This is a genomic window from Pseudoalteromonas sp. D15MCD-2 (genome assembly GCF_038562745.1).
Classification (GTDB): domain Bacteria; phylum Pseudomonadota; class Gammaproteobacteria; order Enterobacterales; family Alteromonadaceae; genus Pseudoalteromonas.
Genome location: NZ_JBCFQE010000001.1, coordinates 1,386,519 through 1,411,535 on the forward strand (window position 1 = coordinate 1,386,519; position 25,017 = coordinate 1,411,535).

At 41.4% G+C, this 25,017-nt stretch carries 24 protein-coding genes and 1 pseudogene; 11 read left to right on the plus strand and 14 right to left on the minus strand.

Annotated features, from left to right (window positions below):
- The first annotated feature begins 22 nt into the window (after positions 1 to 22).
- Together AADY36_RS06235 and AADY36_RS06240 are read left to right on the plus strand one after the other, a co-directional pair.
- Positions 23 to 847, plus strand: a complete 825-nt coding sequence (locus AADY36_RS06235) for a M90 family metallopeptidase (RefSeq protein ID WP_054551610.1) — start codon at positions 23 to 25, stop codon at positions 845 to 847.
- A 106-nt stretch (positions 848 to 953) separates the two neighbouring features.
- A complete protein-coding gene (locus tag AADY36_RS06240) occupies positions 954 to 4,139 on the plus strand; it encodes an amidohydrolase family protein (protein WP_342408671.1) in 3,186 nt (1,061 codons plus the stop codon).
- A gap of 54 nt (positions 4,140 to 4,193) precedes the next feature.
- On the opposite strand, the gene AADY36_RS06245 is transcribed toward AADY36_RS06240, so the two are convergent.
- Entirely contained in the window at positions 4,194 to 4,736 is a 543-nt protein-coding gene (locus tag AADY36_RS06245) for a TetR/AcrR family transcriptional regulator (RefSeq protein WP_342408672.1), read from the minus strand.
- Positions 4,737 to 4,835: 99 nt separating this feature from the next.
- Here AADY36_RS06245 and AADY36_RS06250 point away from each other — a divergent pair, with 99 nt between their 5' ends.
- Positions 4,836 to 5,312, plus strand: coding sequence for an HPP family protein (locus tag AADY36_RS06250; protein ID WP_342408673.1), 477 nt, complete (start codon positions 4,836 to 4,838; stop codon positions 5,310 to 5,312).
- Between the two features lie 30 nt (positions 5,313 to 5,342).
- Here the strand turns inward: AADY36_RS06250 and AADY36_RS06255 are convergent, their stop codons facing one another.
- On the minus strand, positions 5,343 to 5,720 hold the full coding sequence (locus AADY36_RS06255) for a hypothetical protein (protein WP_054561783.1): 378 nt from the start codon (positions 5,718 to 5,720) through the stop codon (positions 5,343 to 5,345).
- 150 nt (positions 5,721 to 5,870) lie between these two features.
- Here AADY36_RS06255 and AADY36_RS06260 point away from each other — a divergent pair, with 150 nt between their 5' ends.
- Entirely contained in the window at positions 5,871 to 6,623 is a 753-nt protein-coding gene (locus AADY36_RS06260) for a Nif3-like dinuclear metal center hexameric protein (protein WP_055196862.1), read from the plus strand.
- Positions 6,624 to 6,627: 4 nt separating this feature from the next.
- Here AADY36_RS06260 and AADY36_RS06265 read toward each other — a convergent pair whose 3' ends face one another.
- Together AADY36_RS06265 and AADY36_RS06270 are read right to left on the minus strand one after the other, a co-directional pair.
- Positions 6,628 to 7,392 carry a YdcF family protein gene (locus tag AADY36_RS06265; RefSeq protein ID WP_287200096.1) on the minus strand — a complete coding sequence of 255 codons (765 nt, stop codon included), beginning with the start codon at positions 7,390 to 7,392 and terminating at the stop codon, positions 6,628 to 6,630.
- A gap of 55 nt (positions 7,393 to 7,447) precedes the next feature.
- Complete coding sequence (locus tag AADY36_RS06270; protein ID WP_054551603.1) at positions 7,448 to 8,335, minus strand: LysR substrate-binding domain-containing protein; 888 nt, start codon at positions 8,333 to 8,335, stop codon at positions 7,448 to 7,450.
- A gap of 362 nt (positions 8,336 to 8,697) precedes the next feature.
- On the opposite strand from AADY36_RS06270, the gene AADY36_RS06275 reads away from it, so the two are divergent.
- A complete protein-coding gene (locus AADY36_RS06275; protein WP_239964791.1) occupies positions 8,698 to 9,342 on the plus strand; it encodes an alpha/beta hydrolase in 645 nt (214 codons plus the stop codon).
- 2 nt (positions 9,343 to 9,344) lie between these two features.
- On the plus strand, positions 9,345 to 10,169 hold the full coding sequence (locus AADY36_RS06280) for an alpha/beta hydrolase (RefSeq protein ID WP_342408674.1): 825 nt from the start codon (positions 9,345 to 9,347) through the stop codon (positions 10,167 to 10,169).
- Here the strand turns inward: AADY36_RS06280 and AADY36_RS06285 are convergent.
- The 4 genes and pseudogenes from AADY36_RS06285 to fadE form a co-directional block, all read right to left on the minus strand.
- Complete coding sequence (locus AADY36_RS06285) at positions 10,166 to 10,645, minus strand: YchJ family protein (protein WP_055196855.1); 480 nt, start codon at positions 10,643 to 10,645, stop codon at positions 10,166 to 10,168. The genes AADY36_RS06280 and AADY36_RS06285 overlap by 4 nt on opposite strands.
- A 40-nt stretch (positions 10,646 to 10,685) precedes the next feature.
- Complete coding sequence (locus AADY36_RS06290; RefSeq protein ID WP_054551944.1) at positions 10,686 to 11,123, minus strand: SulA-like leucine-rich domain-containing protein; 438 nt, start codon at positions 11,121 to 11,123, stop codon at positions 10,686 to 10,688.
- Positions 11,124 to 11,425: 302 nt separating this feature from the next.
- Entirely contained in the window at positions 11,426 to 13,351 is a 1,926-nt protein-coding gene (locus AADY36_RS06295; RefSeq protein WP_342408675.1) for a S9 family peptidase, read from the minus strand.
- 199 nt (positions 13,352 to 13,550) lie between these two features.
- Positions 13,551 to 16,006 (minus strand): annotated as a pseudogene (gene fadE, locus AADY36_RS06300) (acyl-CoA dehydrogenase FadE).
- 336 nt (positions 16,007 to 16,342) lie between these two features.
- Here fadE and AADY36_RS06305 point away from each other — a divergent pair.
- Positions 16,343 to 17,107 (plus strand): class II glutamine amidotransferase, encoded by a 765-nt coding sequence (locus tag AADY36_RS06305; protein ID WP_054561775.1) that lies wholly within the window; start codon positions 16,343 to 16,345, stop codon positions 17,105 to 17,107.
- A gap of 15 nt (positions 17,108 to 17,122) precedes the next feature.
- On the opposite strand, the gene AADY36_RS06310 is transcribed toward AADY36_RS06305, so the two are convergent.
- The 5 genes from AADY36_RS06310 to cmoA all read right to left on the minus strand — a co-directional run bounded on the left by AADY36_RS06310 (position 17,123) and on the right by cmoA (position 21,495).
- Positions 17,123 to 17,920: a DUF3108 domain-containing protein gene (locus tag AADY36_RS06310; protein WP_446728739.1), complete on the minus strand. Its 798-nt coding sequence runs from the start codon at positions 17,918 to 17,920 to the stop codon at positions 17,123 to 17,125.
- Positions 17,874 to 18,521 (minus strand): phosphoribosylglycinamide formyltransferase, encoded by a 648-nt coding sequence (gene purN, locus AADY36_RS06315; protein WP_342408677.1) that lies wholly within the window; start codon positions 18,519 to 18,521, stop codon positions 17,874 to 17,876. The genes AADY36_RS06310 and purN overlap by 47 nt, the downstream gene beginning before the upstream one ends.
- Positions 18,521 to 19,573: a phosphoribosylformylglycinamidine cyclo-ligase gene (gene purM, locus AADY36_RS06320; RefSeq protein WP_054551593.1), complete on the minus strand. Its 1,053-nt coding sequence runs from the start codon at positions 19,571 to 19,573 to the stop codon at positions 18,521 to 18,523. Before purM ends, purN begins: the two co-directional genes overlap by 1 nt.
- 200 nt (positions 19,574 to 19,773) lie before the next feature.
- Positions 19,774 to 20,742 (minus strand): tRNA 5-methoxyuridine(34)/uridine 5-oxyacetic acid(34) synthase CmoB, encoded by a 969-nt coding sequence (cmoB, locus tag AADY36_RS06325; protein WP_054551592.1) that lies wholly within the window; start codon positions 20,740 to 20,742, stop codon positions 19,774 to 19,776.
- A 27-nt stretch (positions 20,743 to 20,769) separates the two neighbouring features.
- The gene (gene cmoA / locus AADY36_RS06330) at positions 20,770 to 21,495 is read right to left on the minus strand and encodes a carboxy-S-adenosyl-L-methionine synthase CmoA (protein ID WP_058585302.1); all 726 of its coding nucleotides are present in this window, start codon (positions 21,493 to 21,495) and stop codon (positions 20,770 to 20,772) included.
- A gap of 118 nt (positions 21,496 to 21,613) precedes the next feature.
- Between cmoA and AADY36_RS06335 the strand changes: the two genes are divergently transcribed.
- From AADY36_RS06335 to AADY36_RS06350, 4 genes are all read left to right on the plus strand, one after another.
- On the plus strand, positions 21,614 to 22,294 hold the full coding sequence (locus tag AADY36_RS06335) for a DUF3334 family protein (protein WP_054561772.1): 681 nt from the start codon (positions 21,614 to 21,616) through the stop codon (positions 22,292 to 22,294).
- Between the two features lie 245 nt (positions 22,295 to 22,539).
- Positions 22,540 to 22,818 (plus strand): hypothetical protein, encoded by a 279-nt coding sequence (locus AADY36_RS06340; protein WP_054561771.1) that lies wholly within the window; start codon positions 22,540 to 22,542, stop codon positions 22,816 to 22,818.
- A 75-nt stretch (positions 22,819 to 22,893) separates the two neighbouring features.
- Complete coding sequence (locus AADY36_RS06345; RefSeq protein WP_054561770.1) at positions 22,894 to 23,196, plus strand: immunity protein TriTu family protein; 303 nt, start codon at positions 22,894 to 22,896, stop codon at positions 23,194 to 23,196.
- A gap of 132 nt (positions 23,197 to 23,328) precedes the next feature.
- On the plus strand, positions 23,329 to 24,345 hold the full coding sequence (locus AADY36_RS06350; RefSeq protein WP_342408678.1) for a DUF5924 family protein: 1,017 nt from the start codon (positions 23,329 to 23,331) through the stop codon (positions 24,343 to 24,345).
- A 176-nt stretch (positions 24,346 to 24,521) separates the two neighbouring features.
- Here the strand turns inward: AADY36_RS06350 and AADY36_RS06355 are convergent, their stop codons facing one another.
- Positions 24,522 to 25,016 (minus strand): M48 metallopeptidase family protein, encoded by a 495-nt coding sequence (locus AADY36_RS06355; RefSeq protein WP_054561768.1) that lies wholly within the window; start codon positions 25,014 to 25,016, stop codon positions 24,522 to 24,524.
- Position 25,017 lies beyond the last annotated feature (1 nt).

Below are 25,017 nucleotides of genomic sequence, written 5' to 3' on the forward strand. Positions count from 1 at the left end.
GATTGTTTTTTAGGCGATAGTAATGCTGAACCTGGTTTTGATACTTTTTTTAATAATTTTTGTTGTGTGTTACTGGCGCTGGGACGATATCCGTAATCACTTTTGGCAGAAAAAATACCTTAATAACTCCCTCAATGTTCAGCAAAAAAATCTGCTGTTAAAATATATGCCTATCTACCGAAAGATGACGGATGCCGATCGTGAAAAGCTGGAGCGTCACATCGTTTGGTTTTTAAATGAAAAACGCTTTATTGGTTGTGATGGTCTTAAGCTTAATGATGCAATGAAGCTGATTGTAGCGGCAGATGCCTGTGTTTTAGTGCTTAATAAACCGTGGCCATTGTATCGTAATGTAAAAGAGATCCTTTTATACCCAAGCGCGTATTATGCCCCGCAAACTTCTCGTGATAATGCTGGGCTTGTGAGTTATCACAATACCGTGCGTCAAGGTGAATCATGGCCTGGTGGAACCTTGGTATTGAGTTGGCATGATGTCCTTGAGGGGAACCGCTTACCAAGTGATGGTCATAATTTGGTATTTCATGAATTTGCCCATCAGCTCGACCAAGAAACCGGTAAAACCACGGGTACACCACTGCTTTCGAGTAACGAAGATTACCAAAAGTGGGCAAAAGTATTTAGCCGCGCGTTTAATCAACTCAAAACCCATTTAGCTTATGGCATGCCTCATGTTATTCATAGCTATGGCGCGACCAATGAGGCAGAGTTTTTTGCTGTTATCACCGAAACCTTCTTAGAAAAACCCGCTGAGCTAAGACAGTTTGACCCAGAAATTTATCATTTACTGGTTGGCTTTTATCAGTTTGATCCGATTGCGTGGCATTAGTCGACTATTTACGTCTGTTTAACACGAATCACTGGAATCTTGCTATGCTATTTGGTGCAATCTTAAAAGTGTGCATATAAGCAAAACAATAAAAAGTGAGATTTCAATGAAGAAAATGCTTCATACAGCGCTCGCTGTATCTATTTCACTTGCTCTAACTGGGCAAGTGGCGGCAGCTGAGCAATCAAATGACGACAAATGGCAGGTGGACGCACCAAAAGGCCAATTCCTAGACGCTAAAATTAGTGTTGAGCAGGGCACGTGGATGAACGTAGATATTAGCCCTGATGGTAAAACAGTGGTGTTTGACCTACTCGGCGATATTTATACCATGCCAATGTCAGGTGGCACTGCAACTCAATTAACCAGTGATATTGCATGGCAAATGCAACCACGCTTTAGCCCTGATGGTAAGCACATTGCGTTTACTTCAGACCAAGGAGGTGGCGATAACATTTGGGTTATGGATTTAAACGGTGAAAACCAAAAAGCCGTAACGAACGAAACATTTCGTTTGTTAAACAGCCCAGCTTGGAGCCCAGATGGTGACTACTTAGTTGCGCGTAAGCACTTTACTGCAAGCCGCTCTTTAGGGGCTGGTGAAGTATGGCTCTACCACAAAGCGGGTGGTAAAGGTGTACAGCTAACCGCACGCGAAAACGACCAAAAAGACTTAGGCGAGCCAATGTTCTCACCAGATGGTCGTTATGTTTATTTCTCTCATGATGCAACGCCGGGTAAAACATTCCATTACTCTAAAGATTCTGTAGCGGGTATTTATAAAATTAAACGCTATGACCGTGAAACCGGCGAAATTGAAACAATTATAGATGGTATGGGTGGGGCTATTCGACCAACACCTTCACCAGATGGTAAAAAGCTTGCGTATATCAAGCGCGATGATTTCCAAACAAGCTTGTACTTATATGATCTTCACACCGGTGAGCATACCAAGCTGTATGGCGAGCTTGAGCGTGATATGCAAGAGACATGGGCAATTCATGGCGTATACCCAACAATTGCTTGGACACCAGATAATGAACAGCTGGTCTTTTGGGCGGGTGGTACCATTCATAAGCTAGATGTAGATGATAAGTCTGTCTCGACTATTCCATTTAAAGTTGAGACCAATAAGCAAATTCAAAAAGCGGTGCGTTTTACACAAAACATCGATAGCGATAATTTTGATGTGAAAATGCTGCGCAATGTACAAATTTCACCGGATGGTGAAACGGCTATTTTTGAAGCGCTAGGTCATATTTATAAACGTGATTTAGAGTCTGGCAAAGTAAAGCGCCTGACTAAGCAAGACGACCACTTTGAATTATTCCCGCAGTTCTCTCGTGATGGTAAGAAGGTTGTTTACACCACATGGGATGATAACGAACAGGGCTCAGTACGTGTTGTATCTGCGCGCAGTGGCCGTGGCGATACCATTACTAAAGAGCCGGGTAAATATGTAGAGCCAACTTTCAGCCCTGATGGCAAAACAGTTGTTTACCGTAAAGCGTCTGGCGGCAGTATCCTTAACCCAACATGGTCATTAGAGCCTGGCATTTACTCAGTAAGTGCTAAAGGTGGTAAAGCGACGCTAATCACTAAATCAGGATATCAGCCACAATTTGGTGCAGCGAATGACCGTATTTATGTGATGAGCACTTGGCCGAAACCAACATTAAGTGTTGTTGAGCTTGAATCAAAGCAAGTTCGTAAACTTTACGAATCAGAACATGCTACAGAGTTTAGAGTATCACCAGATGGCCAATACTTAGCGTTTGCAGAGCGTTTTAAAGTATTTGTTACGCCATTTGTTGAGCGTGGCAAAACCATTAATATTGGCCCGAAAGATAGCCAATTCCCAATTGAGCAGCTTTCTGTTCGCGCGGGTGAAAACATCAGCTGGAGTGGCACAAGCGATAAACTTTATTGGAGCTTAGGCCCAGAGTTATATCATGCAAGCTTAGCGGGTTTATTTGATATTAACCAAAATGCAGAGACTGACTTTAAAGTTAAAAGCGGCGATAACATCGGTTTTACAAAAACCATGGCGGAGCCTAAATCAATCTTTGCGTTAACTGGTGCGCGTATTATCACCATGAACGGTGAGCAGGTCATTGAAAACGGCGTTATTGTTACTGATGGTAAGCATATTAAAGCGGTTGGTAGTAAAGACAGTGTTGCTATTCCTAAAGGCGCAGAAGTAATTGATGTAACTGGCAAGACAATTATGCCGGGTATTGTTGATGCGCATGCGCACGGCTCACAAGGTAGCGATGAGATCATTCCACAGCAAAACTGGAAGAACTTAGCTGGCTTAGCGTTAGGTGTGACAACGATTCACGATCCATCAAACGACACCACAGAGATTTTTGCTGCAAGCGAAATGCAAAAAGCAGGCATGATTGTCGGCCCTCGTATTTTCTCAACGGGTACCATTTTATATGGTGCAAATATGCCAGGTTATACATCGCATATTGACTCGTTAGAAGATGCTAAATTCCATCTTGAGCGTTTAAAGAAAGTAGGTGCGTTTAGTGTTAAATCATATAACCAACCTCGTCGTGAACAGCGCCAACAAGTTATTGAAGCAGGTCGTGAACTTGAAATGATGGTTGTGCCAGAAGGCGGTTCATTACTGCAGCACAACTTAACTATGGTAGTTGATGGTCATACGGGTATTGAACACTCAATTCCTGTTGCCAATATTTACGATGATATTCGCCAGCTTTGGTCTCAAAGCGATGTGGGTTATACGCCGACACTGGGTGTAGCTTACGGTGGTATTTGGGGTGAAAATTATTGGTACGACAAGACGGATGTGTGGAATCACCCACGCTTAAGTAAGTTTGTACCAAAGAATCAGCTTTTACCTCGCTCAATGCGTCGTGTTAAGGCGCCCGATCATCACTATAACCACTTTAACAACGCCCGTGTTGCTAAAGAGCTGCAAGACTTAGGTGTTTTAGTAAACCTTGGTGCTCACGGTCAACGTGAAGGTTTAGCGGCACATTGGGAAATTTGGATGTTTGCGCAAGGTGGTATGACACCACTTGAAGCTATTCGTGCAGCAACCTTAGATCCTGCTAAATACATTGGCCTTGATAACAACATCGGTTCTCTTGAGCCGGGTAAACTTGCCGATTTAATTGTTATTGACGGGAACCCGCTAACTAACATTCGTGATACAGATAAAATCGATTACACCATGATCAATGGTCGTTTATTTGATGCTGCAACCATGAACGAAGTGGGTGAGAAAAAACGCGAAAAGTTATATTTTGAAAAAATCTAACATAGCAAAAATCTAAACTGAAAGCGGCCATTGTGCCGCTTTTTTATTGTTAATTTATTGTTTTAAATGAGGAAACTGTTTAATTCCTACTAGTTTTGCTTGGCAGATCATGCCCTCTACAAGCGTCATCAAATAGTGGCTGTGCGAGTCTAGCTGCGAACTTTCCATGTTATTACACGCTGATAAACGCTGTTTAATTAACTGCTGTACTGCCATTTTATGCTCTTTGCAGGCTTGGTTAATTGGGCTGGCCGGATCAGCAAACTCAGCGGCAGTGTTAATAAATAAACAGCCATTGAAATCTCCTAATTCAGTCACTTCAGAATTAAACCAAGCTTCATGGCAGCTGATCAAAGCGACTTTAAATTCTTCAATAGTGGTTAGCTTGCTGGTGGCATGCGTTAACCAATTTAAAAATCTGTTATGTCGCTCACTGAGGCACGCTAATAATAACTCATCTTTACTTGCGAAATGATGGTACATGGTTTTTTTGGCGACACCCGCCACACTAATAATTTCGTTTATTCCCACACTATGAATGCCTTTTTGATAAAAAAGTGACAGGGCGGTCATAATAATATGTGTTCGTTTATCCATAATAAGGTCTCATTAGGTGACTAAAGATAGCTTGACAGAAGTAGACCGACTTGTCTACCATTTGCTGGTAGACAAATCGGTCTACCTGTTGGAGGTTTTATGGAGAATAAAGTAATCAAGGCGGCCATTGCGGGTATATTTGCTTGTATGGCAATTTTTGTGTTGGCCTATTTACAGCAATTAGGAAGTTATGGTGTGTGGTTGATGGCTCCATTTGGAGCAACTGCGGTGCTGGTATTTGGTGTGCCACACAGTCCTTTAGCTAAAGCGAAGAATGTTATCGGTGGGCACTTTTTAACTGCACTAATCGGCGTTGTTTTTGTAAATTATGTCGGTGTAGGGCCTGTTGAAATTGCTATAGCTACAGGGTTGGCAATAAGTCTTATGATGTTGACAGATACCGTACATCCAGCGGCAGGCGCAAACCCAATTTTGATAATGCAATCTATGCAAAGCTGGGACTTTTTAGTGATGCCTGTATTGATTGGAACCGTATTTATAGTGTTGTTTGGCCATGTTAGCCAATGGATTATAACTAGCCAAATGAACAGCCATAAAAAAACCGCTAACGAGTAGCGGTTTTTAAAATTGCTAAGTGTAATTTGATTACACAACACCACGCGGTAAACGACAATCGTGGTCTTTTTCAGCTAGGTTAACAATCCAAAGCTCTTCAGCTTTGTAACCGTCATCGTTTGCTGTAACAACAGTGAACGATGCTTTCTTAGCTGTTTTAGCCGGTGCAGCGGTTTTAGTTTTGGTTTTTTTCGCTGGTGCTTTAGGTGCTTCTTCTGCTTTAGGCTCAGCTGTTTTACCAGAAGTGAGCTCTTCAGTCAGCGCTGCAACATCAGCAAGGCGCATATTTTTGCCACCGTCGATGCTATACCAACCAGGTTTTGTTGTGATTTCAGGTTTCTTACCATTCGCTGCTTCGTATGCTGCTTCGAAGGCATTTAACACTTCTGTTTTGTCTAGTTTGCTCATCAGAGACCCTATACGTTGTAAACACAGATTAAGAATATATATTTATACCTATTTTCAGCTTACTTTTCAATTTTTTGCGATTTTCCTTCCATTTTTCACTCATAAACGCCAAAATTTGCACAAAATAGAGGGTTGAAGGACGATTTTTATATGCAACGCAAACAATTTACTCAATTATTAAACGACATTCTTAAACCTGATTCTATCGCTGACTTTTGCCCAAATGGCTTACAAGTTGAAGGTGCGAGCGAAGTAAAAAAGATAGTGACGGGTGTCACCGCTAGCCAAGCATTGATTGATGCCGCTATTGCAGAAAATGCAGATACTATTTTGGTACACCATGGTTATTTCTGGAAAGGGGAATCGCAGCCAATCACGGGCATGAAAAAGCGCCGTATTGCAGCGCTTTTAAATAATGATATTAACTTATATGGCTATCATTTACCGCTAGATATACACCCTGAAATTGGTAATAACGCGCAACTGGCTAAGTTACTCGATATTGAGTTCACAGGTGGGCTTGAATCTGGCCCAAATAGTGTGCCGGTAAAAGGCCGTTTAAAAACACCTTTAAGTGGTGAAGAATTTACCGCCAAAATAACCCAAGTACTTGACCGTGCACCATTAACTAGTTTGGTAAGAAAAGAGAAAATCGAAACCATCGCTTGGTGCACAGGTGGCGGACAAGGGTATATTGATTTAGCGGCAGCTCAAGGTATTGATGCTTATCTTACAGGTGAAGCCTCTGAGCAAACGATTCATAGTTCACGCGAGCAAAGTATCGACTTTTTTGCAGCAGGGCACCATGCGACTGAGCGTTATGGCATTAAAGCCTTAGGCGAGCTTTTAGCTCAGCAGCATGGTTTTGATGTAACGTTTATCGATATCGACAATCCAGTCTGATGTTCTACAGCGCCTCTGGATCAATCCAGCGGCGCACACTCACCCATGCACTGCCAATTTTCTCATGCGCTACTCTGGTCACTGCAACAAGTACTGCAATGTTAGGTATAAACTGTTTGTACGTTGGATACTGACTAAAATCTTGAAAGTCGGTTGCCGCTGGGATCACATCAATGCCTTGTGCATTAAATAAGTCTTTCGCTCGCGGCATGTGGCTCGCTGAGGTGACTAAGGCAGTTTTTTTATCGACTAAATAAATGGCAAGTCGTTTCGCCTCTTCTGCGGTGTCCATAGCGAGGGGGTTTTGTTTAATTCTCGTTGCAGAAATACCTAACGCTTTTGCTGTCTCAAACATGAGCTGGCTATTGGTGGTATTAGCAAAGCCGCCTCCTGATACATAAAGGGTGGCATTTGGATAGTGATGGGCAAGCTTAACACCTTCAAGTAATCGAGCAAGCGCGCAATCGCCTAACTGGTGGTTTGCTTGAAGGCGCGAGTTGGGCATTATTGAGCAGCCAAGTACCACAATGTTATCGAGTTTAGGGTGTTTCGCTTGTTTAAATTGCCAAGCTGGGTTATTGCTTGCAGCTATCAGTGATTGACCAATAAATGGCGTGCTTATCAGCATTAAAGTTAAAATACTAACAAAGCCAAAATAGAGTGCTTTGCGTTTATGTGCAATGGCTAAAAATACCATCACTAAAGTAAGAAGCCCGAGCAAAGGCAGGGGCATTAATAATGAGCCAATGATCTTTTTAATTTCAAACATGTATCAACACTATTGTTTGTAACAGATGCAGCTATGTTAGTTATTTTGCCTAGCTTTAGCGACCGTTATTTTGCTTACATGTATTTAAAAAGTGGCGATAAACTGGGTTATCTTTCATATTCTTTTTCATCGCTAAATACATAGGGCGAGTAAGGCCTAGTGCACCTAACGGAATAGACTTAATGAGCCCTTGGCTTTCATAAGGGGTGACTAGCCAGTCTGGTAATGCTGCAACCCCCATACCTGCACTCACTAATTGAAATATCAATAAGCCTTGGTCAACCGTTTTAAGCGTGCCATCAAAGCGTGCATTTTGAATAAAATGTTTAAAGATGTCTTGGCGCTCACGGGGAATAGGGTACGAAATAATTGTTTCGTTCTTTAAATCAAGGGCGGTGACATAGGCTTTTTTAGCCAACTCATGATCCGGTGCAACGATTAGTTTTAATTTAAAATCAAACAGGTGAGCATACTCAAGTTGATCTGGTTCACGAATATCAGAAGTCAGCACTAGATCTAATTCATCATTAATTAAATCTGGAATGGCGTCGTAACTAAAGCCGCGCTCGTAATCAATTTTAATATCAGGCCAAAAATTATTAAATTCTTTGATGGTTGGGAGCAACCAATGAAAGCAGGCATGACACTCAACGCTTAAACGTAAATTTGAAATTGGCTGGTTAAGGCTTTCTTTTAACCGACATTTTGTTGCCTCAACACGAGGTAATACTTCATTAGCAAGCTCCAGAAGTAGCATACCTTGCGGAGTAAAACGCACAGGCTGTGTTTTACGTTCGAACAGCTGGCAATCTAACTTATTCTCGAGATCTTTAATTTGATGCGATAAAGCCGATTGAGTTAAAAACAACTCACGGGCGGTATTGACCAAAGAGCCTGTTTCTTTAAGGGTCGCTATGGTTTTTAGGTGCTTTATATCAATCATCTTTAAAAAATCTCATGGAAAATGTGAGCCTAACTCAGATTACGAACATACTACGCCTTAGAATTTATTTTTTCAACGTCTAGACGTCTAAAACCTGCAGTTATTTTAACTGCTTTTTTACAATACGCCTTTTGATAAATAATTGACAGCGTTGTCATGTGGTTTTTTGTAGTTTAACTATGAAATTCCATGAATTTACCTCAAGTTGAAACTTGAAGTTTAAATCGTGATACAGCTTGCGATTAGTAATTTGATTTTTAATTAAAATTACTGAGAGTAGGGTTTAGTTTTTTGCTAAGATATTATTTTTTAAGGTGTTATTATCTTCTATTAGGTGTAACGTGATTTTTAAAGGGATGCTTGTGATACGTACCGTACTTTTACTCTGTGCATGCTGGGTTTTGCCTGTTTGCGCTGGCACTATCTACAGCCAGTTTCCAACAGAGATTGACCCGCATGGTCACTATGTTTTTTATTCACATGGTTTTATCGTTGAAGGGACAAACCCTAAGCCTGTTCACAAAACCTTTGGTGTTTATGACTTTATTGCAGTAAAAGAAGCACTGGCAGATGAGAGCTATCATTTAATTGCCTATCACAGGCCAGAGGGCACTGAGCCATTTACGTTTGCGAAAAAGCTCGCTGTAGATGTTGAAGCATTGATCAGTGCCGGTGTTGCTGAGTCGAACATTAGTTTGGTTGGTTTTTCACGGGGCGGGGCATTGTCGATCCTAGCAGCCAATGAACTTAAGCGTACACATATTAACTTAATTATATTGGCAGGTTGTGCAGGCCTTATAAAAAATCACACATCAGTTAAGGCTTATGGCAAGGTGTATTCTATCTTTGAGCGCTCAGATCAGGTTGGCTCTTGCCAATTTTTAATTGATAGAAGTGACGTAACCAAGTTCGAAGAATTAAGCATTAATACAGGGCTCTCCCATGGCGCATTTTATAAACCAAAAGATGAGTGGCTGTTACCAATTAAGAAGTGGTTAAAGGATTAACTATGCCTTATATATTGCTCGTTTTGGTGATCAGTGTTTTGGGCGTGACCTCCGTAAGCTATGCTGAGCCGTTTACTTTGCCACATACTAATACTGTGTTACTTAAAGATAAACATACCGAAAACGAATACCCCATTACGATTAAATTGCCACGCAGCTACCAAAAGCAAAACCAGAAGCGCTACCCAGTTGTTTACCTGTTAGATGCAAACTACAGTTTGCCAATTACCTCTGGTGCTAGTCGCTTTATGATGAATTCGGGGACTATAGAAGAGGTAATTATCGTTGCAGTAGGATATCAAAAAGGTGTATCAGGGCTTGATAGCCGTATTTATGACTATACGCCATTTGAAGATAAAAATTGGCAGCGTAAAACTGGCGGAGCAAGTCAGTATCTAAACTACCTAAAACATACTGTATTGCCTTATATTGAGGCCGACTTCAGAACAACCCAAAAAAGTACGTTAGTCGGTAACTCACTTGGCGGTTTATTTGCGGCTTATACCTTATTCACTGAGCCTTCGCTTTTTTCAAATTATATTATCGGCAGTCCTTCAGTGTGGTTTAAAGAAAACTCAATATTAGCTATGGCTGTAAAACCAGCTGCCAACACAACAAAAGTTTACATCGCAGTGGGAGAACTTGAAGAAAGCGAAGGTGAAAAAATGGTGGCGGGCGCAAGGCAATTAGCAGCTAAAATTAATAAACATAGCGGCGCGCTGGTTACAACAAATTTATTTGTTATCCCTCAGGCACGCCATGCAACTGCATTCCCAACAACGATTACCCAAGCCTTAGACTGGATTTACCAGGTTAATGGTAATTAAAGAGCGTGACACTTTTTATATTTTTTGCCGCTCCCACAAGGGCACTCGTCGTTACGGCCAATTTTAATATCTGCAACTGGCGTTATATCACCATCTAAGTAACGCCATAGGCCATCTTCTTTAATAAAACGCGACTTTTCGTGTAACTCACAATACAAGTTTTGGTAAAAGTAATTAGCTTTAAATTCGACAAAACCTTCTTGATCATTATGTTCAGTATCTAAAACACTTAGCTTGGTAAAACGGCAGCTATTAGCAAAATCTTTAATTTCGCGAACAGGGTTAGCGGCTTGCTGGCTTTGTGCATAGGTACTGAATACATATTTCGCATCTTTCAGCGCGTATGCACTAAAACGAGAACGCATAAGTTGCTCTGGCGTATCAGCTTGGCTTGCACCTGTATGAAAAGGTTGGCAGCAAAGCTCGTAAGTCGATTCGCTGCCACAAGGACAAAGGGAGTGTGTGAGTGATGTCATAACAACTTACCTAAAACTATAAATTGTTATTTTAACAAGCCTATTGTGGCTGCGGTACTAAATTGTTTAATTGAGCGCTTTTTGTAAAACAATAAAACTTAGCAGATGCCTGCTCAAGGTTTAAGTTCATCGAATCAAGTTGATGATTGTTAACAATATCTGTCCATGTGATCACAGCAGCAAAATTACCGTTATGTAATGCTGAACTAAGAACATACTCAAGATTAACTAAATGTTTTTGTCTGATCACAAGAAGTTTGCTGGTATCAATCGAACACGAATCTAGTAAGGCTTTACTAGGAACATGATCAGGAGCAATTAATAGTGTCCATGCATTTTGGCTATTGTAATGATGCAATACTTTTAATAGCTCAAAGGTTGCTGATATTTCGTCTTCAATTTGAATTAAATTAACAGACGCTTTGTCGTTATCTTGTTGGTAGCTTTTAACTGTTCTTAAGGTAATTGGCTGTAACATAACTTTCACTCACTGGTTGTTTATACAGTATGTGTATACAGTAGTTTATACAGTGTTTTTGCGCAAGTACTTTTTTGCTATTTTTTAACCAATTATTCAGTTTTATTTTAGTTAATATTATTTAATTGTTATTAAACAGTTGCTTATGGTTTTATTTTGAAGGTTGGAAAAGGTGAAAAATTTACCATTAAATCCATACAGTATTTTATACAGTACTGTATAAACTGTTAAATTTTGATTCTATACAGGTGTTTTGCATAAAAAAGCCGGCATAATACCGGCTCTTTATCTTTGCAATTTTGCTATTTATCTAAGTAGGTATTTAAGAACTCAAGGTATGCATTTGAGGCTTTTATGCGGTTTTCTTTTTTAGTAAAACCATGGCCTTCATCATCGAATAATACATATTCAACAGGCACGCCATTTGCCTTTACAGCGGCAACAAGTTCATCGCTTTCAACTTGTAAAACGCGTGGGTCGTTAGCACCTTGGATCACCATTAATGGCTTGGTGATGTTTTTAGCATGAAATAGTGGCGAAATGGCACGGTGACGTTCACCGTCTGTCGCTGGGTCGCCCATTTCATCATACAGTGCCTTTTTAAAGCTTTCCCACCATGGTGGAATTGAGTTTAAGGTTCTAACCCAGTTTGTTACACCAAATATATTAATGCCTACTTTGAACTCTTCTGGTTCAAAGGCAAGTGCTGCGGCGGTCATAAAGCCACCATAGCTGCCCCCCATGATGCCAATTTTATCAGCATCAACCCAATCTAGGCTTTGCAGGTGTTTTTTACCGTAAACAATATCTTGTAAATCGTCAGTGCCGTGTTTTTTATCATCTAAATGGAAGAAGGTTTTACCATAGCCTGAGCTGCCACGGTTATTTACTGCAAAAATGGCATAACCATGATTGACTAGATGCTGCTGCATTGCACTATATCCTGTGCGACTTTGGCCGCCAGGACCGCCGTGCACCCAAACTAAAGCTGGTACTTTGTTGTTACTATTAGCTTGCTTAGGCTTATATAAAACCCCAGGGATCTCTAAACCATCAAAGCTTTTAAAGCGCACAATTGTGCTTTCAACCAAGTCATTTTGATCAATGGCATCACTTAATGTGTTGGTTAATTGTTTAGCTTTTGATTCACCGAGTTGCCACACAAATAGGTTACTTGGCGAGGTATCTGAATTTAAATAAAACGCCATGGTCTTTTCATCAGCTGAAAAGTTCACACCACGTAAGTTACCAGCTGGCAGCGATGGCATGGCAATAGCTTTACCTGTGGTGGTATCAATTATCGACACTTTAGTGCTTGCGTCAGCATTAACACCGCTTACTTGATAACGGCCAGATTTAGAGAAGTAAATGAAGCTCACATCCCACTCATCTTTGAGGGCAGGGCTGTGCTCGCCGGTCGTTAAGTCATAGCGCCACACTTCTGCAAATTCACCTTTGGCATCGGTTGAGTAATATAATGATTTACTGTCTCTTGAGAAGGTTTCAGGGCCATATTTTGCGTCGTCGTCATGACGGGTAATGAGTTCTGGTTTCAGTGTTTTCTTACGCGTATCGAGAATAAAAACATCGCTGTCTTTGTTCGAATTGTTTTTCGATAAAGCAATAAAGCGGCCGTCAGGGCTGATTGCGCCGACATCTAGCCCCATAGTATTTTGGTAAACAGGCGTTACTTTATAGCTGTTAGCATCAACACGATATAGGTCCATAAACTTAGCATCACGCTGATTGCTGGTTATAAAAAAGTGTTTACCGTCTTCTGTGAAGCCTGCAAATCCTGCACGGGTTTCTTCACCTGGCGTAAGATCTTTAACTGTGCCATCTGTTTCGCGAACGTAGATGTGATAACGCTCGTTACCACCAGAGTCTTTAGTAAATAGTACGCGCTCATCTTTAGGAAAATAAGCCACAGCATAGGTACTGTCTTCAAAGTCTGTTAAGCGGGTTTTTTGGGCGGTTTTTATATCTACTTCATACAGGCTATAAATGCCGCTTTCGTCACTGCTAACGAGTATTTTGTCGCCTTTCGGTGAAAAGCTGCTGCCCATAATTGAGGTTGTATCAAAAAAGGTTTCAGCGTCGTACTGTTTAACAGTTTGGCTTTGTTGCACGCTTTTGGTGCTACTTGTTGATGGGGTTGATTGAGAACATCCTGCAAGCGCAAGGCTAAGCGCGCATGCAACGGCAGCTAGTTGAAAACTCGGTTTCATTGTAATTATTCCTTGTTAATTTTTCGTTATCAAGTGTTGCCTGTTCATAATCTAAACGCAAGTTTTACCCGTTCGATATTTGTTACAAATCATGTAAATAAATAGGGACATGAGTGTGCTAGAGGGTTTATAAACAAAAAAAACCAGCGCAATTTGCGCTGGTTTGGTTTTTCATAACAATTGGAATTGTTTTGCTAGCTTAAGCGGCGTCTGCTTTTTTATCGCTCTCGCCGCGGGCAACATTACCTGCAACTAAGTCTGCTGGGTCAAAGTCGTCAACGTTAATAACGTCAAGACGGGCTTTTTCAACAGCAGCTAGTTTGTCGGCTTCAGCTTGGCTTAAAATGCCTGCTTCTAGGCCCATTTGCGCTACTTTATCAAGCTGGAAGAAAGGCAGTTTTACGCCTTTTCACGGCATACCTTGTCAAACAGAGGCTCAACTTCAAGAATGTCTTTAAGCGTTTGCTCTTGACGGCCAACAAGGTTAAGTGGCTCGTTTTTAAGGTAAATGTAGTTAGCCAAACGGTTACGAGTTTCGCTTGGTACTTGTAATAAGTGTGCAAGTTTGTGCTCAAGCTTATCAGTAGGCTTACGAACTGGACGACCGAATGGGAATAACATGATTTTTAGCATCGCACGTAGTGGTGCAGATGGCATGTTATTAATTAAGTCAGCGAGTGCACGTTGGCAGTGGTAAAGGTGATCTTGGCAGCTCCATTGAACAAGCGCAAAATCTTCTTTTTTACGGCCTTCGTCGTTGTAACGTTTAAGTGTTGCAGATACAAGGTATAAGTAGCTTAGTAAGTCACCTAAACGTGCAGAAATACGCTCTTTACGTTTTAATGAACCACCAAATACTGCCATGCTGATATCTGACATTAATGCTAATGATGCACTGAAACGTGACGCAACACGATAAAACTCAGCTGTTTCGTCTTTGTACGGTGTACTTGTGAAGCGAGCATTTGTTAATGCTAACCACTTAGTACGAACAAGGTTCGAAATAGTAAAGCCAACGTGACCCATTAATGCTTTATCGAATACTGCTAGCGCTTCTTCACGGTCTTCAATAGTACAAGCACCTAGCTCAGTTAACACGAATGGATGACAACGAATTGCACCTTGACCATAAATGATCATGTTACGCGTTAAGATATTTGCACCTTCAACGGTAATTGCAATTGGCGCACCTTGGTAACCGCGACCTAAGTAGTTGTTTGGACCAAGCATGATGCCTTTACCACCATGAACATCCATGCCGTGAATAGTCGCTTCACGCATTTGCTCAGTTAAGTGGTATTTGATAATCGCAGAGACAACCGATGGTTTTTCACCAAGGTCAACAGCCCCTGTAGACATGCTAACAGCAGCATCAGAGCTATATGCGTAACCTGCAAGTTTTGCCATTGATTCTTCAACACCTTCCATTTGACCAATTGGTAAACGGAATTGACGACGAATACGGCTGTAAGAGCCTGTTGCAAGCGCAATTGTTTTAATGCCACCTGTAGAGTTAGACGGCAATGTAATTGCACGACCAACAGATAAACATTCAACAAGCATACGCCAGCCTTGACCTGCCATTTTCGGGCCACCAATGATGTAATCAAGTGGTACGAAGATGTCTTTACCGCGAGTAGGACCATTTTGGAATGGTACGTTTAGCGGGAAGTGACGACGGCCAATTTCGACCCCTGGAGTATCTGTAGGGATCAGCGCACAGGTAATACCAGGTTCTTTGTCATCACCTAGTAAACCGTCAGGATCTTGTAGTTTAAATGCAAGACCAAGTACAGTCGCAACAGGAGCAAGAGTAATGTAACGCTTGTTCCATGTTAGGCTAATACCAACAACTTCTTCGCCGTTCCATTGACCTTTACAAACAACACCGTAATCAGGAATTGCACTTGCGTCAGAACCAGCTTCTGGTGATGTTAAAGCAAAACATGGGATCTCTTGACCACTTGCTAAACGTGGTAAGTAATGATCTTTTTGCTCTTTAGTACCATAGTGCTGAAGTAATTCGCCCGGACCTAATGAGTTAGGTACACCTACGATAGAAGAAAGTAACGTTGATTTACTGGTTAACTTTTGCAGTACACATGATTGTGCATAAGCAGAAAACTCTAAACCGCCGAATTCTTTTTTGATGATCATGGCAAAGAATTTATTATCTTTTAGATATTGCCAAACATCTTGCGGTAAATCAGTTAGTTCGTGAGTTGCGTGCCAGTCATCTAGCATGCTACACACTTCTTCAACAGGACCATCAATAAATGCTTGCTCTTCGATAGTCAGTTTAGGTGCTGGGTATTGGTGCAATTTGTTCCAGTCAGGACGACCACAAAACAGATCCGCTTCCCACCACGTAGTACCGGCATCGATTGCTGATTTTTCAGTATCCGACATAGTCGGGGTTACTTTTTTGAAAGCAGCGAAGATAGGTTTAATGATGTATTGTTGACGAACGCCAGTCACAGAAAGTGGCACAGCGATAAGTAAGAATAGTAGCCAACTAATTGCGCCAAACGCGCCAGCAAATGTGCCAACAAGTAAAGTCGCAACGGCAATACCTAAGCAGGTATTCCAGCTTGCTCTGTGGTAACTCGCGATACTAAGCAGCACGAGTAAACCAAGTAAAAATATGAGAGTCATTGATTATTCCTTAATAGAGGTCAGACCACCTCTTTTAGAGTAGCGCTAGAAAAGCGAATTATCAAGAGGGGAACAAGGATTAAAACGGCTTGTTTGGTGAGTTTTATTATTTTAAAAATGGCTATCAGTGCAAAAACATTTACAGCAGATGAGGAATTGTTGAGTAATTACTTATAATCAGCGCCGCTATACTTGCGATTAGTTGTGAATTGCTCAGATAGTTCTGAAAATCTCAGCATAGCAGTTGCCATCTTTAGCGCTATGATTAACAATGAGCGCAGGCAGGGATCAGCCCATCATGCCTTCCTTCGATTAGTTTTATAGGTTAAGAGTTCTATGTGTGAGTTGCTTGGCATGTCGGCCAATGTACCAACGGATATTTGTTTCAGTTTTTCAGGATTATTAGAGCGCGGTGGTAATACTGGCCCACATAAAGATGGCTGGGGCATCACTTTTTATGAAGGTAAAGGCTGTCGTACATTTAAAGATCCTGAGCCAAGCTGCCAGTCAGAAATTGCCAAACTCGTAAAAGCTTACCCAATAAAAAGTATTTCGGTGATAAGCCATATTCGCCAAGGTAATCGTGGTCGTGTCTGTCTTGAAAACACCCACCCATTTACTCGTGAGTTATGGGGACGCGAGATTACGTATGCCCACAATGGGCAATTATCAAATTATCATGATTTAAAACCAGACTATTACAGGCCTGTCGGTAATACCGACAGTGAACTGGCGTTTTGCTGGCTGCTCGATAAAATTCGCGAAAAATACCCTAAGCGCCCATCAAATATGGCGTCTGTATTTCGCTATGCTGCCAAGCTTGCTCACACACTGCGTGAAAAAGGCGTATTTAATATGCTACTTACCGATGGTGTTTTCGTTTTAGCTTATTGCACCAATAATCTACATTGGATCACACGCCGTGCGCCGTTTGGCAAAGCGACATTAATTGATGCAGACATGGTGGTTGATTTTCAAAAAGAAACCACACCTAACGATGTGGTTACTGTGATTGCAACAAGGCCACTCACCAATGATGAACGCTGGCAGAAAATGGAGCCCGGTGAGTTTGCACTTTTTAAAATGGGCGAAAAGATTTAAATAAAAGATGGAGCGCTACTCAGGCGCTTCATTACTCACTTCATTATTTGTTACGGCGACTGGCGTGGTCACGGTAAATGAATTAAGTTGCACTTCAAATTGCTCTACGCCTTTTTCACCTTTCCACATACGAACTAGCATGTAGTCCATTTCTGGGGCAAACCAAGCGAGTGCTTGACGCTTGTCGTTATCGTATAAACGTTTTACTTTAATCGCTTCTACATTGCCGATGGGCAATGAAATCATTTCTGTGCCGACAACTTCAAAGTTGTAGTTACGTAAATTGCCTTTTTTATCAACAAGTGGATAAGATAATTGCGTTTTGCCTTGTTTTAGCTCTTCGCGAACTTGCACTTGATAAGACAGTGAATCTTGAAATTCATCTGACCAATCAATTTTAAGAGGATATTTACTTTGGCTGCTTTGAACTTGTTTTTGCATCGCATCAAATTTCAAGCTGTATTCTTTATCAGGCCCTGTGCCTGAGCGCTCCATGGTGTAACTCATTGGAGAAACTTTCTGATCATGATAAGTAAACATGGATGTTTCTTTTCGTGAGTCCGAAAAAATCATCCATTCGATTTCACTGTGATAGGTGATCACGTAGTTACCGTCAGCGGCTTTTTTCAGCTCGCGTACTGCTTTACCATGGGTTTCGCCTTTACGAAGTACATCGTATTTGGCTTGGTATTGAGTGAGGTCGCCAGCTAAAACACTGGTAGGAAGTAATAAAGTGCCCACACAAGCGAGTAGGGCACTTAGATTTTTATTCTGGGTAGTGCGCGCCGTGTGCAGGAAGTTTCTTTTCGTCAAAAACTGCATAATCTGCTTCCATCTTGAGTCGTTGTTCACTGAACCACTTGACCACCAATGGATAGATTATATGTTCTTGCTGATGAACACGTTGTGCGAGTGTCTCTGCGGTATCGTTTTCGAGTACCGGAACTTTGGCTTGAAGAACAACGGGACCGCCGTCTAGCTCTTCTGTGACAAAGTGAACACTAACACCATGAACGTCATCTTTTGCATCTATCGCTCGTTGGTGGGTATTCAGCCCTTGGTACTTAGGCAACAAAGAAGGGTGAATGTTCAACATTTTTCCCTTAAACTTTTGCACTAAGCTAGGTGTAAGAATACGCATAAAACCAGCTAATACAACTAGATTTGGTTCAAAATTGCCAATAATGTCCATTAACTCAGCATCATAGGCCTCGCGCGAGTCAAAATCTTTATGGCTAAGTACACGTGTTTGTATACCTGCATTTTTTGCTCGCTCAAGGCCATAGGCGTCGGCTTTATTACTAATTACAGCGGCGATTTCGGCCTTTATCTCACCACGCGCACATGCGTCGATGATGGCTTGAAGGTTTGAACCGCTACCAGAAATTAATACAACAAGACGACAAGGGGTCATTAGTCACGACCACCTAAAATTTCTACTTGCTCTTCACCTGCTTTCGCATCTTGGATCTCACCGATATGCCATGCATTTTCGCCAAGATCTTTAAGAATTGTTAAGCTTTGCTCAAGTTTGTCAGCTGGAACAACTAAAACCATGCCTACACCACAGTTAAATGTACGGTACATTTCGTGTGTTGTGATGTTGCCGTTTTCTTGTAACCAGTTGAAAACAACAGGCCATTCCCAGCTATCACCTTTGATTACTGCTTTTGCAGATTCAGGAAGTACGCGCGGGATGTTTTCCCAGAAACCACCACCCGTGATGTGAGATAACGCGTGAACGTCAACCTGCTTGAATAGCTCAAGTAGTTGTTTAACGTAGATACGAGTTGGCTCTAAAAGGTGATCGCCTAGTGTTTTGCCTTCAAGCTCTGCACTTGTGTCTGCGCCAGATACTTCAAGAACTTTACGAATTAATGAGAAGCCGTTTGAGTGAGGACCACTTGATGCAAGAGCGATTAATTGGTCGCCTGCAGCAACTTTAGTACCGTCGATAATTTTTGATTTTTCTACAACACCAGTACAGAAACCAGCCATGTCGTAGTCTTCGCCGTCGTACATACCTGGCATTTCAGCAGTTTCACCACCGATTAAAGCGCAGCCAGAGAGCTCACAGCCTTTACCAATACCTGTTACAACATCAGCCGCAGTATCTACGTCTAATTTACCAGTTGCATAGTAATCAAGGAAAAATAGTGGCTCTGCACCTTGTACAATAAGGTCGTTTACACACATAGCAACAAGGTCGATACCCACTGTGTCGTGCTTTTTAAGATCGATTGCTAAACGTAGTTTTGTACCAACACCGTCTGTGCCAGCAACCAGTACAGGCTCTTTATAGCCAGTTGGTAGTTCGCAAAGTGCGCCAAAACCACCGATACCGCCCATTACTTCAGGACGTCTGGTTTTTTTTACTACGCCTTTAATACGCTCAACAAGTGCATTACCGGCATCGATATCTACGCCCGCGTCTTTATAGCTAAGAGACTGTTTTTGTTCGCTCACAGGTTTTCCTCAAAAAAGTTGCATGTGGGTTGCTTAGAAACGCGCGTATTTTACAACAATTGCACTGGCGCGGCTAGTTGAAAAATCACTTTAACCGACTTGACAAGGACAGTTGTCCGGTTTTTTGTTTTCAAGTTCCAAGGCAAAAGTATCAGGCAAATGAACTTTTAACCTTGAAACTCGAAACTTCTCACTATTTGTTAAGCTTTCGCGGTTAAAATAGCGCGAAGAGGGGCAGGGTAACCTTCAATGGTTTTGCTGGTGTCATTTGGGTCTAAAAAGTCGACTAATGATTCGTTTTCCATCCACTGGGTTTTACGTTGTTCTTCAAGCGTTGTGATTGCGCAGTCTTTAACTTGTACATCTTTAAAGCCAACGCGCTCCATCCATAGTTTTAATGCCGCGGTGCTTGGGATAAACCATACATTACGCATTTTCGCATAGCGGTCAGTTGGCACTAAAACTGTGTGCTCATCACCTTCAACAACCAGTGTTTCAAGGACTAACTCACCACCAGGGCGAAGCTGTGCTTTTAATTGCGCTAAAAAGTCGATAGGTGAACGACGATGATATAAAACACCCATTGAAAATACCGTATCGAATGCTTTTAGCTCTGGCAGAGCTTCAACACCTAACGGCAATAAATGCACGTTTTCATCTTGGTGATAATGCTTTATCGCTTGGAATTGGCATAAGAATAAATCAGATGGATCAATGCCCACTACAAAATTAGCGCCTTCACCGCGCATGCGCCACAAGTGATAACCTGAGCCACAGCCAATATCAAGCACAGTGCGGCCTTTTAACGGTTCTATATGAGGCAGTAAACGATCCCATTTCCAATCACTGCGCCACTCAGTATCAATTTCGATACCGTGTAAGCTAAATGGCCCTTTACGCCATGGCATCATGCGCTTTAATAAATGCGTTAACTGTTTTTGCTGACCTTCAGATAGCTCATCACCGGTGCCAATTTGTACTTTATCCTGAAGATTCACATGGTTTGTGCTTACCTCAGGTAAGTTTTTCAGCACTTTTTGCCATTTCGGTAAATCACCGTGGCTGGCTTCTAGTTCCCAGTGTTTTAATTGACCAGGCAAAGTTTCGAGCCAGTGGCTAAGCGGGCTTTGTGCAATCGCAGCGTAAAATTGGTTAAACCATTGAGACATGAAATACTCTTTATATCGTTGTGATGATTACTTGATTGCAATCATCGAGCAGAAGTTAAAACATTGATACCACACTTGCGTTTGGCTAAAACCAATTTCACTTAATCGGTTTAAGTGGGTAGATAAATGATCAGGGCGCATGACATTTTCGATAGCCGTACGCTTTTGGCTGATCTCAAGCTCTGAATAGCCGTTGTGACGTTTAAAGTCATGGTGTAAATCAATGAGCAAATTATCGCATTGCTCATTTTCACCTCTAATTTTTTCGCTCAGCAGCAAAACACCGCCTGGTTTTAAATTTGCGTAAATCTTTTCAAGCACCGCTTGGCGCTTTTCAGGTGGAATAAACTGTAGTGTAAAGTTCATCGCGACCACAGAGGCATTCTCGATAGCTAAATCGTTGATATCACCCAGTGTAACTGTGACTGGTACTTCAGAGCGAAAACCTTGTAAATGTAATTTACAGCGCTCAACCATCGCTTCTGAATTATCAACAGCAATGATATTACAGTTATCAGTGCGAATATTGCGGCGCATACTTAACGTTACAGCACCAAGAGAACAGCCTAAGTCGTATAGGTTTGAATTGCTTTGCGCGTACTCACCAGCCAGCTTACCCATGGTGCTAACAATAGTTGCATAACCTGGCACCGAGCGCTGGATCATATCAGGGAAAACTTCTACTACATGTTGGTCAAAGCTAAAGTCTTTAACCGCTTGCTCAGTGGCATAAATACTGTCTTTTTGCGTCACTTGAACAGTCTCTTTAAAAAATAATACCGCTATTTTAGCATTTTTAACTGGATAGTCAGTGATAAATTCAGTAGCTTGGCTAGAATTATCAATAACAAGTACAAAAAAGAGAAGTTTAATGACAAAAAGCAAAGTGATCAGTACTGAAGATATCTTATCAACTCTGTGTCATTCAGTGACTGGAGTTCTGTCTTCAGCAAGCGGTAACAGTATTAGTTATTCTGCTATGGTTCAAAAAATCACCCGCACCTGTATGCGCCCAGATATTGGCTGTTTTGTATTGTTCGATGGTGGCTTTACCGGTCTTGTGGTAACAAACTTCACAGCGCAAGCAGCCATGGAAATTTACCATGACTATATGCGTAACATGGGTATGCCTGAGGACGAAATTGCACAAAGCCATTTATCAGATGATGTGGCAAACGTACTCGGCGAGCTGATGAACCAAATCGTTGGTGACTTTACGTCAAAAGTACGCGACCAGCTGCATACTTCTATCACGCAAAACCAACCTAAGATGATGGCGATTAATAAACAAGTGCAAATCTCTGTTGATACCACCATGGATAGACCACAAGCGCGCCGTGTGACCTTCACTACAGCGAAGCAAAATATCTTCTATCTAGAACTGGCAATGGATAAAACTGAGTTTATCAAACTACATGATTTTGATATTTCAGAAGCCGTTGACCCGGATGACATCATCGAAAACGAAGCTAAACAAAAAGCTGAAAAGCAAAAAGCATCATCACAAGCAGACGATGCAGATGATGATTTTATGGCAGAGCTTGGTTTGTAACCTAACGACTTGAGCTGTCAGCTATCAGCCGTCAGATAAAATAGAGGCGCGGGTCAGACCGCGCTTTTTTGTTTTTAAAAGGCTATAGCACTTAGTGTTTTATGTTGAGTTTATTTCAACGCTGAAATTCAATTGAGGGTACTAAGCCCTAAGTTTGAAATATGGTTTTGCAGCTTTCGTTAAATTAATGTTTTGGTGTGTAATACATAAATTAATCTACTGAAATAACTCAATAGGCAATTGAATTGGAATTTAATCACATATATCAAGATGTTATAGTCGATGAAGTAAAGTTAAAACGCTCTGGGAGTGAGTTTCAAGTGTTTGTGACATTCCAAACTCAATCGGAGACTTTACATGTTGTACTTAATGGAGTCCGAGAGATTGATAATATTTCTGATTTGTTAGAGGCAAAACAACTTTGGCTTGAAGATAGCGAATCTAATCAAGCTGAGTATGGAAAATTTAACCTTGGTATTTCACATGAGAGTTACACGGAAATTTGCTTTGACTCATTAGGTTAAGGGCCTTGTAAGCTACCTTGGTATAAAAAATAGTGCTTGGTAGCAATTGCTTACATTCTTAGGTTAAGGAAAATAGTGCTACAAGAATTAGAAAATTGGAGAAATTCAAAATCTAAAATTTTGACAATTGAAAATCTCAAGGTGGTTCTTTCTGCTCAATTGGGTGAGCCAACTAAAGCTCAATACATTGAAATTAAGGGCAATGGCCTTATAGCAAGGGCAACACTTTGGGAAAATGGTAACCTTGTATTAAAAGCAGTTAGTTGTCAGTCTGATAAGCAGGTAATTTTAAAACATCTGAATTCATGTAAGGCATGGCAAATTGACGATGAACTTAACTGGTTGTTGAGTCAAATTGTTATTTACGAACCTTCATAATCGATGTAGTTGAGTAACTAGTCTTGGCTCAAAACTTACAGTTTAAAGCTTTGAACTTAAAGCTCGTTTTAAAGCCTACATTCATCCAATTTATGCTTTACTCATAAAGCCTTAAATGGATTTGATGATTACATGAATTACTTAAAAAACTTTATAACTAAATTTGTTTTCATGATGCAGAAGCGGCCGGGGTTGATGGCGGTGTTGGCTTTTTGCAGTGGTGTGGCAAGCTATGTCTTTGTTGAGCGAAAAGAATCGTTTTCGCAACTTATCTCTATTTTGCTATTAGTCACTTGGTTGTGGTTGTTAATAGATAACTGGCTAAGAGATAAAGTAGAGGAGCGTTTTGGTGTGGCAGTGTCGCCCAACGTGATGCGCTTTGCGCTGCAAGTTGTGCAGCAAGAAAGTTTGTTTTTTGCTTTACCATTTTTCTTGGCGGTGACTACTTGGGACCATGGTCAGGCCGCGTTTACCGCTTTAATTATACTTTGTGCGTTCGTTTCTGTTGTTGATCCCCTTTATTACAAAAAGCTTGCAAGGCACAGTGTCTGGTTTAGTGTGTTTCATAGCTTTTCTTTGTTTGTCGTGCTGTCGGTTACCTTGCCAATTTTATTAAAGTTAACAACCAGCCAAAGTTTTGAAATAGCGCTGATCACGGCTGTTATTTTAACGATTCCAAGTCTTGGTAATTTGATGCCCAATGCTAAATGGTGGCGTTTCCCGCTGTTGGTGTTATTGCTTTGTGCATTAGGTACCGGGCTTTGGCAATTACGTAGCTTTGTGCCACCTGCGGCACTGCGTTTAACCGATATGAGCATGTCGTATCAGCTTGATGCACAAGCACGTAAACCGCTTTCGCCAATATCAGAACTCACTGAGCAGAGCTTACATGAAAAAGGTCTATATAGTTTTAGTGCGGTAAAAGCACCGCGAGGTTTAAATGAAAAAATCTTCCACGTTTGGGTGCATAATCGAAAAGAAGTTGACCGCATAGCCTTGGATATTTCTGGTGGTCGTAAAGAGGGCTATCGAGCGTGGAGCCATAAAACGAATTTCCCTGCTAATGCTGCAGGGAAATGGGTCGTTAAAGTGGTTACCGAGTCTGGGCAGCTGATAGGGCAAAGAAGGTTTGAGGTTTCAGAAGTTTAGCTGTCAGCTTTCAGCCGTCAGTTTTTAGCTGATCGAGATGGAGGATAGTTATTAGAGTTTTTGAACAACAAGAGCTTAACATTCATTCCCCAGGTTTTATGTTTTTGATAGCTGATAGCTGATAGCTGATAGCTGATAGCTGATAGCTGATAGCTGATAGCTGATAGCTGATAGTTTTAATACGGATTTTTCCCTTCACCTACCAGCACACTGAATATTCTTAAATCTAGTTCTAGTTGATGATATTGCGGCTCCATGTGGCAGCATAGTTGATAGAAAGCTTTGTTGTGGTCTTTTTCTTTAAAATGAGCCAGCTCGTGTACGACGAGTGCTTTGAGAAGTGGCTCAGGTGCGCGAAGCAGGTCGCTATTAATGGCAAGGTCGTGTTTTCGGGTTTTACCTTGCATACGGAAAGTATGGGTGCCTAAGGCATTCGTGACCATATCGCCTTGTTTTTTGAATGCAGCACGACCAAAAGGCAGGGCATTTTTAAGGTAGCGCTTTTTCAGCTCAGTGGCGTAACTGTATAAAGCTTTATCGCTGGTAATGCTATGCGCATCAGGGTATTTGCCCTTTAGGTAGTTAGCAGCTCTGTCGCCATTAAATAGCTGTAACACTTGCTCAATGATGTGAGGCGGGTAACCTTGAAAATAACGGCTGTAATCTTTCATA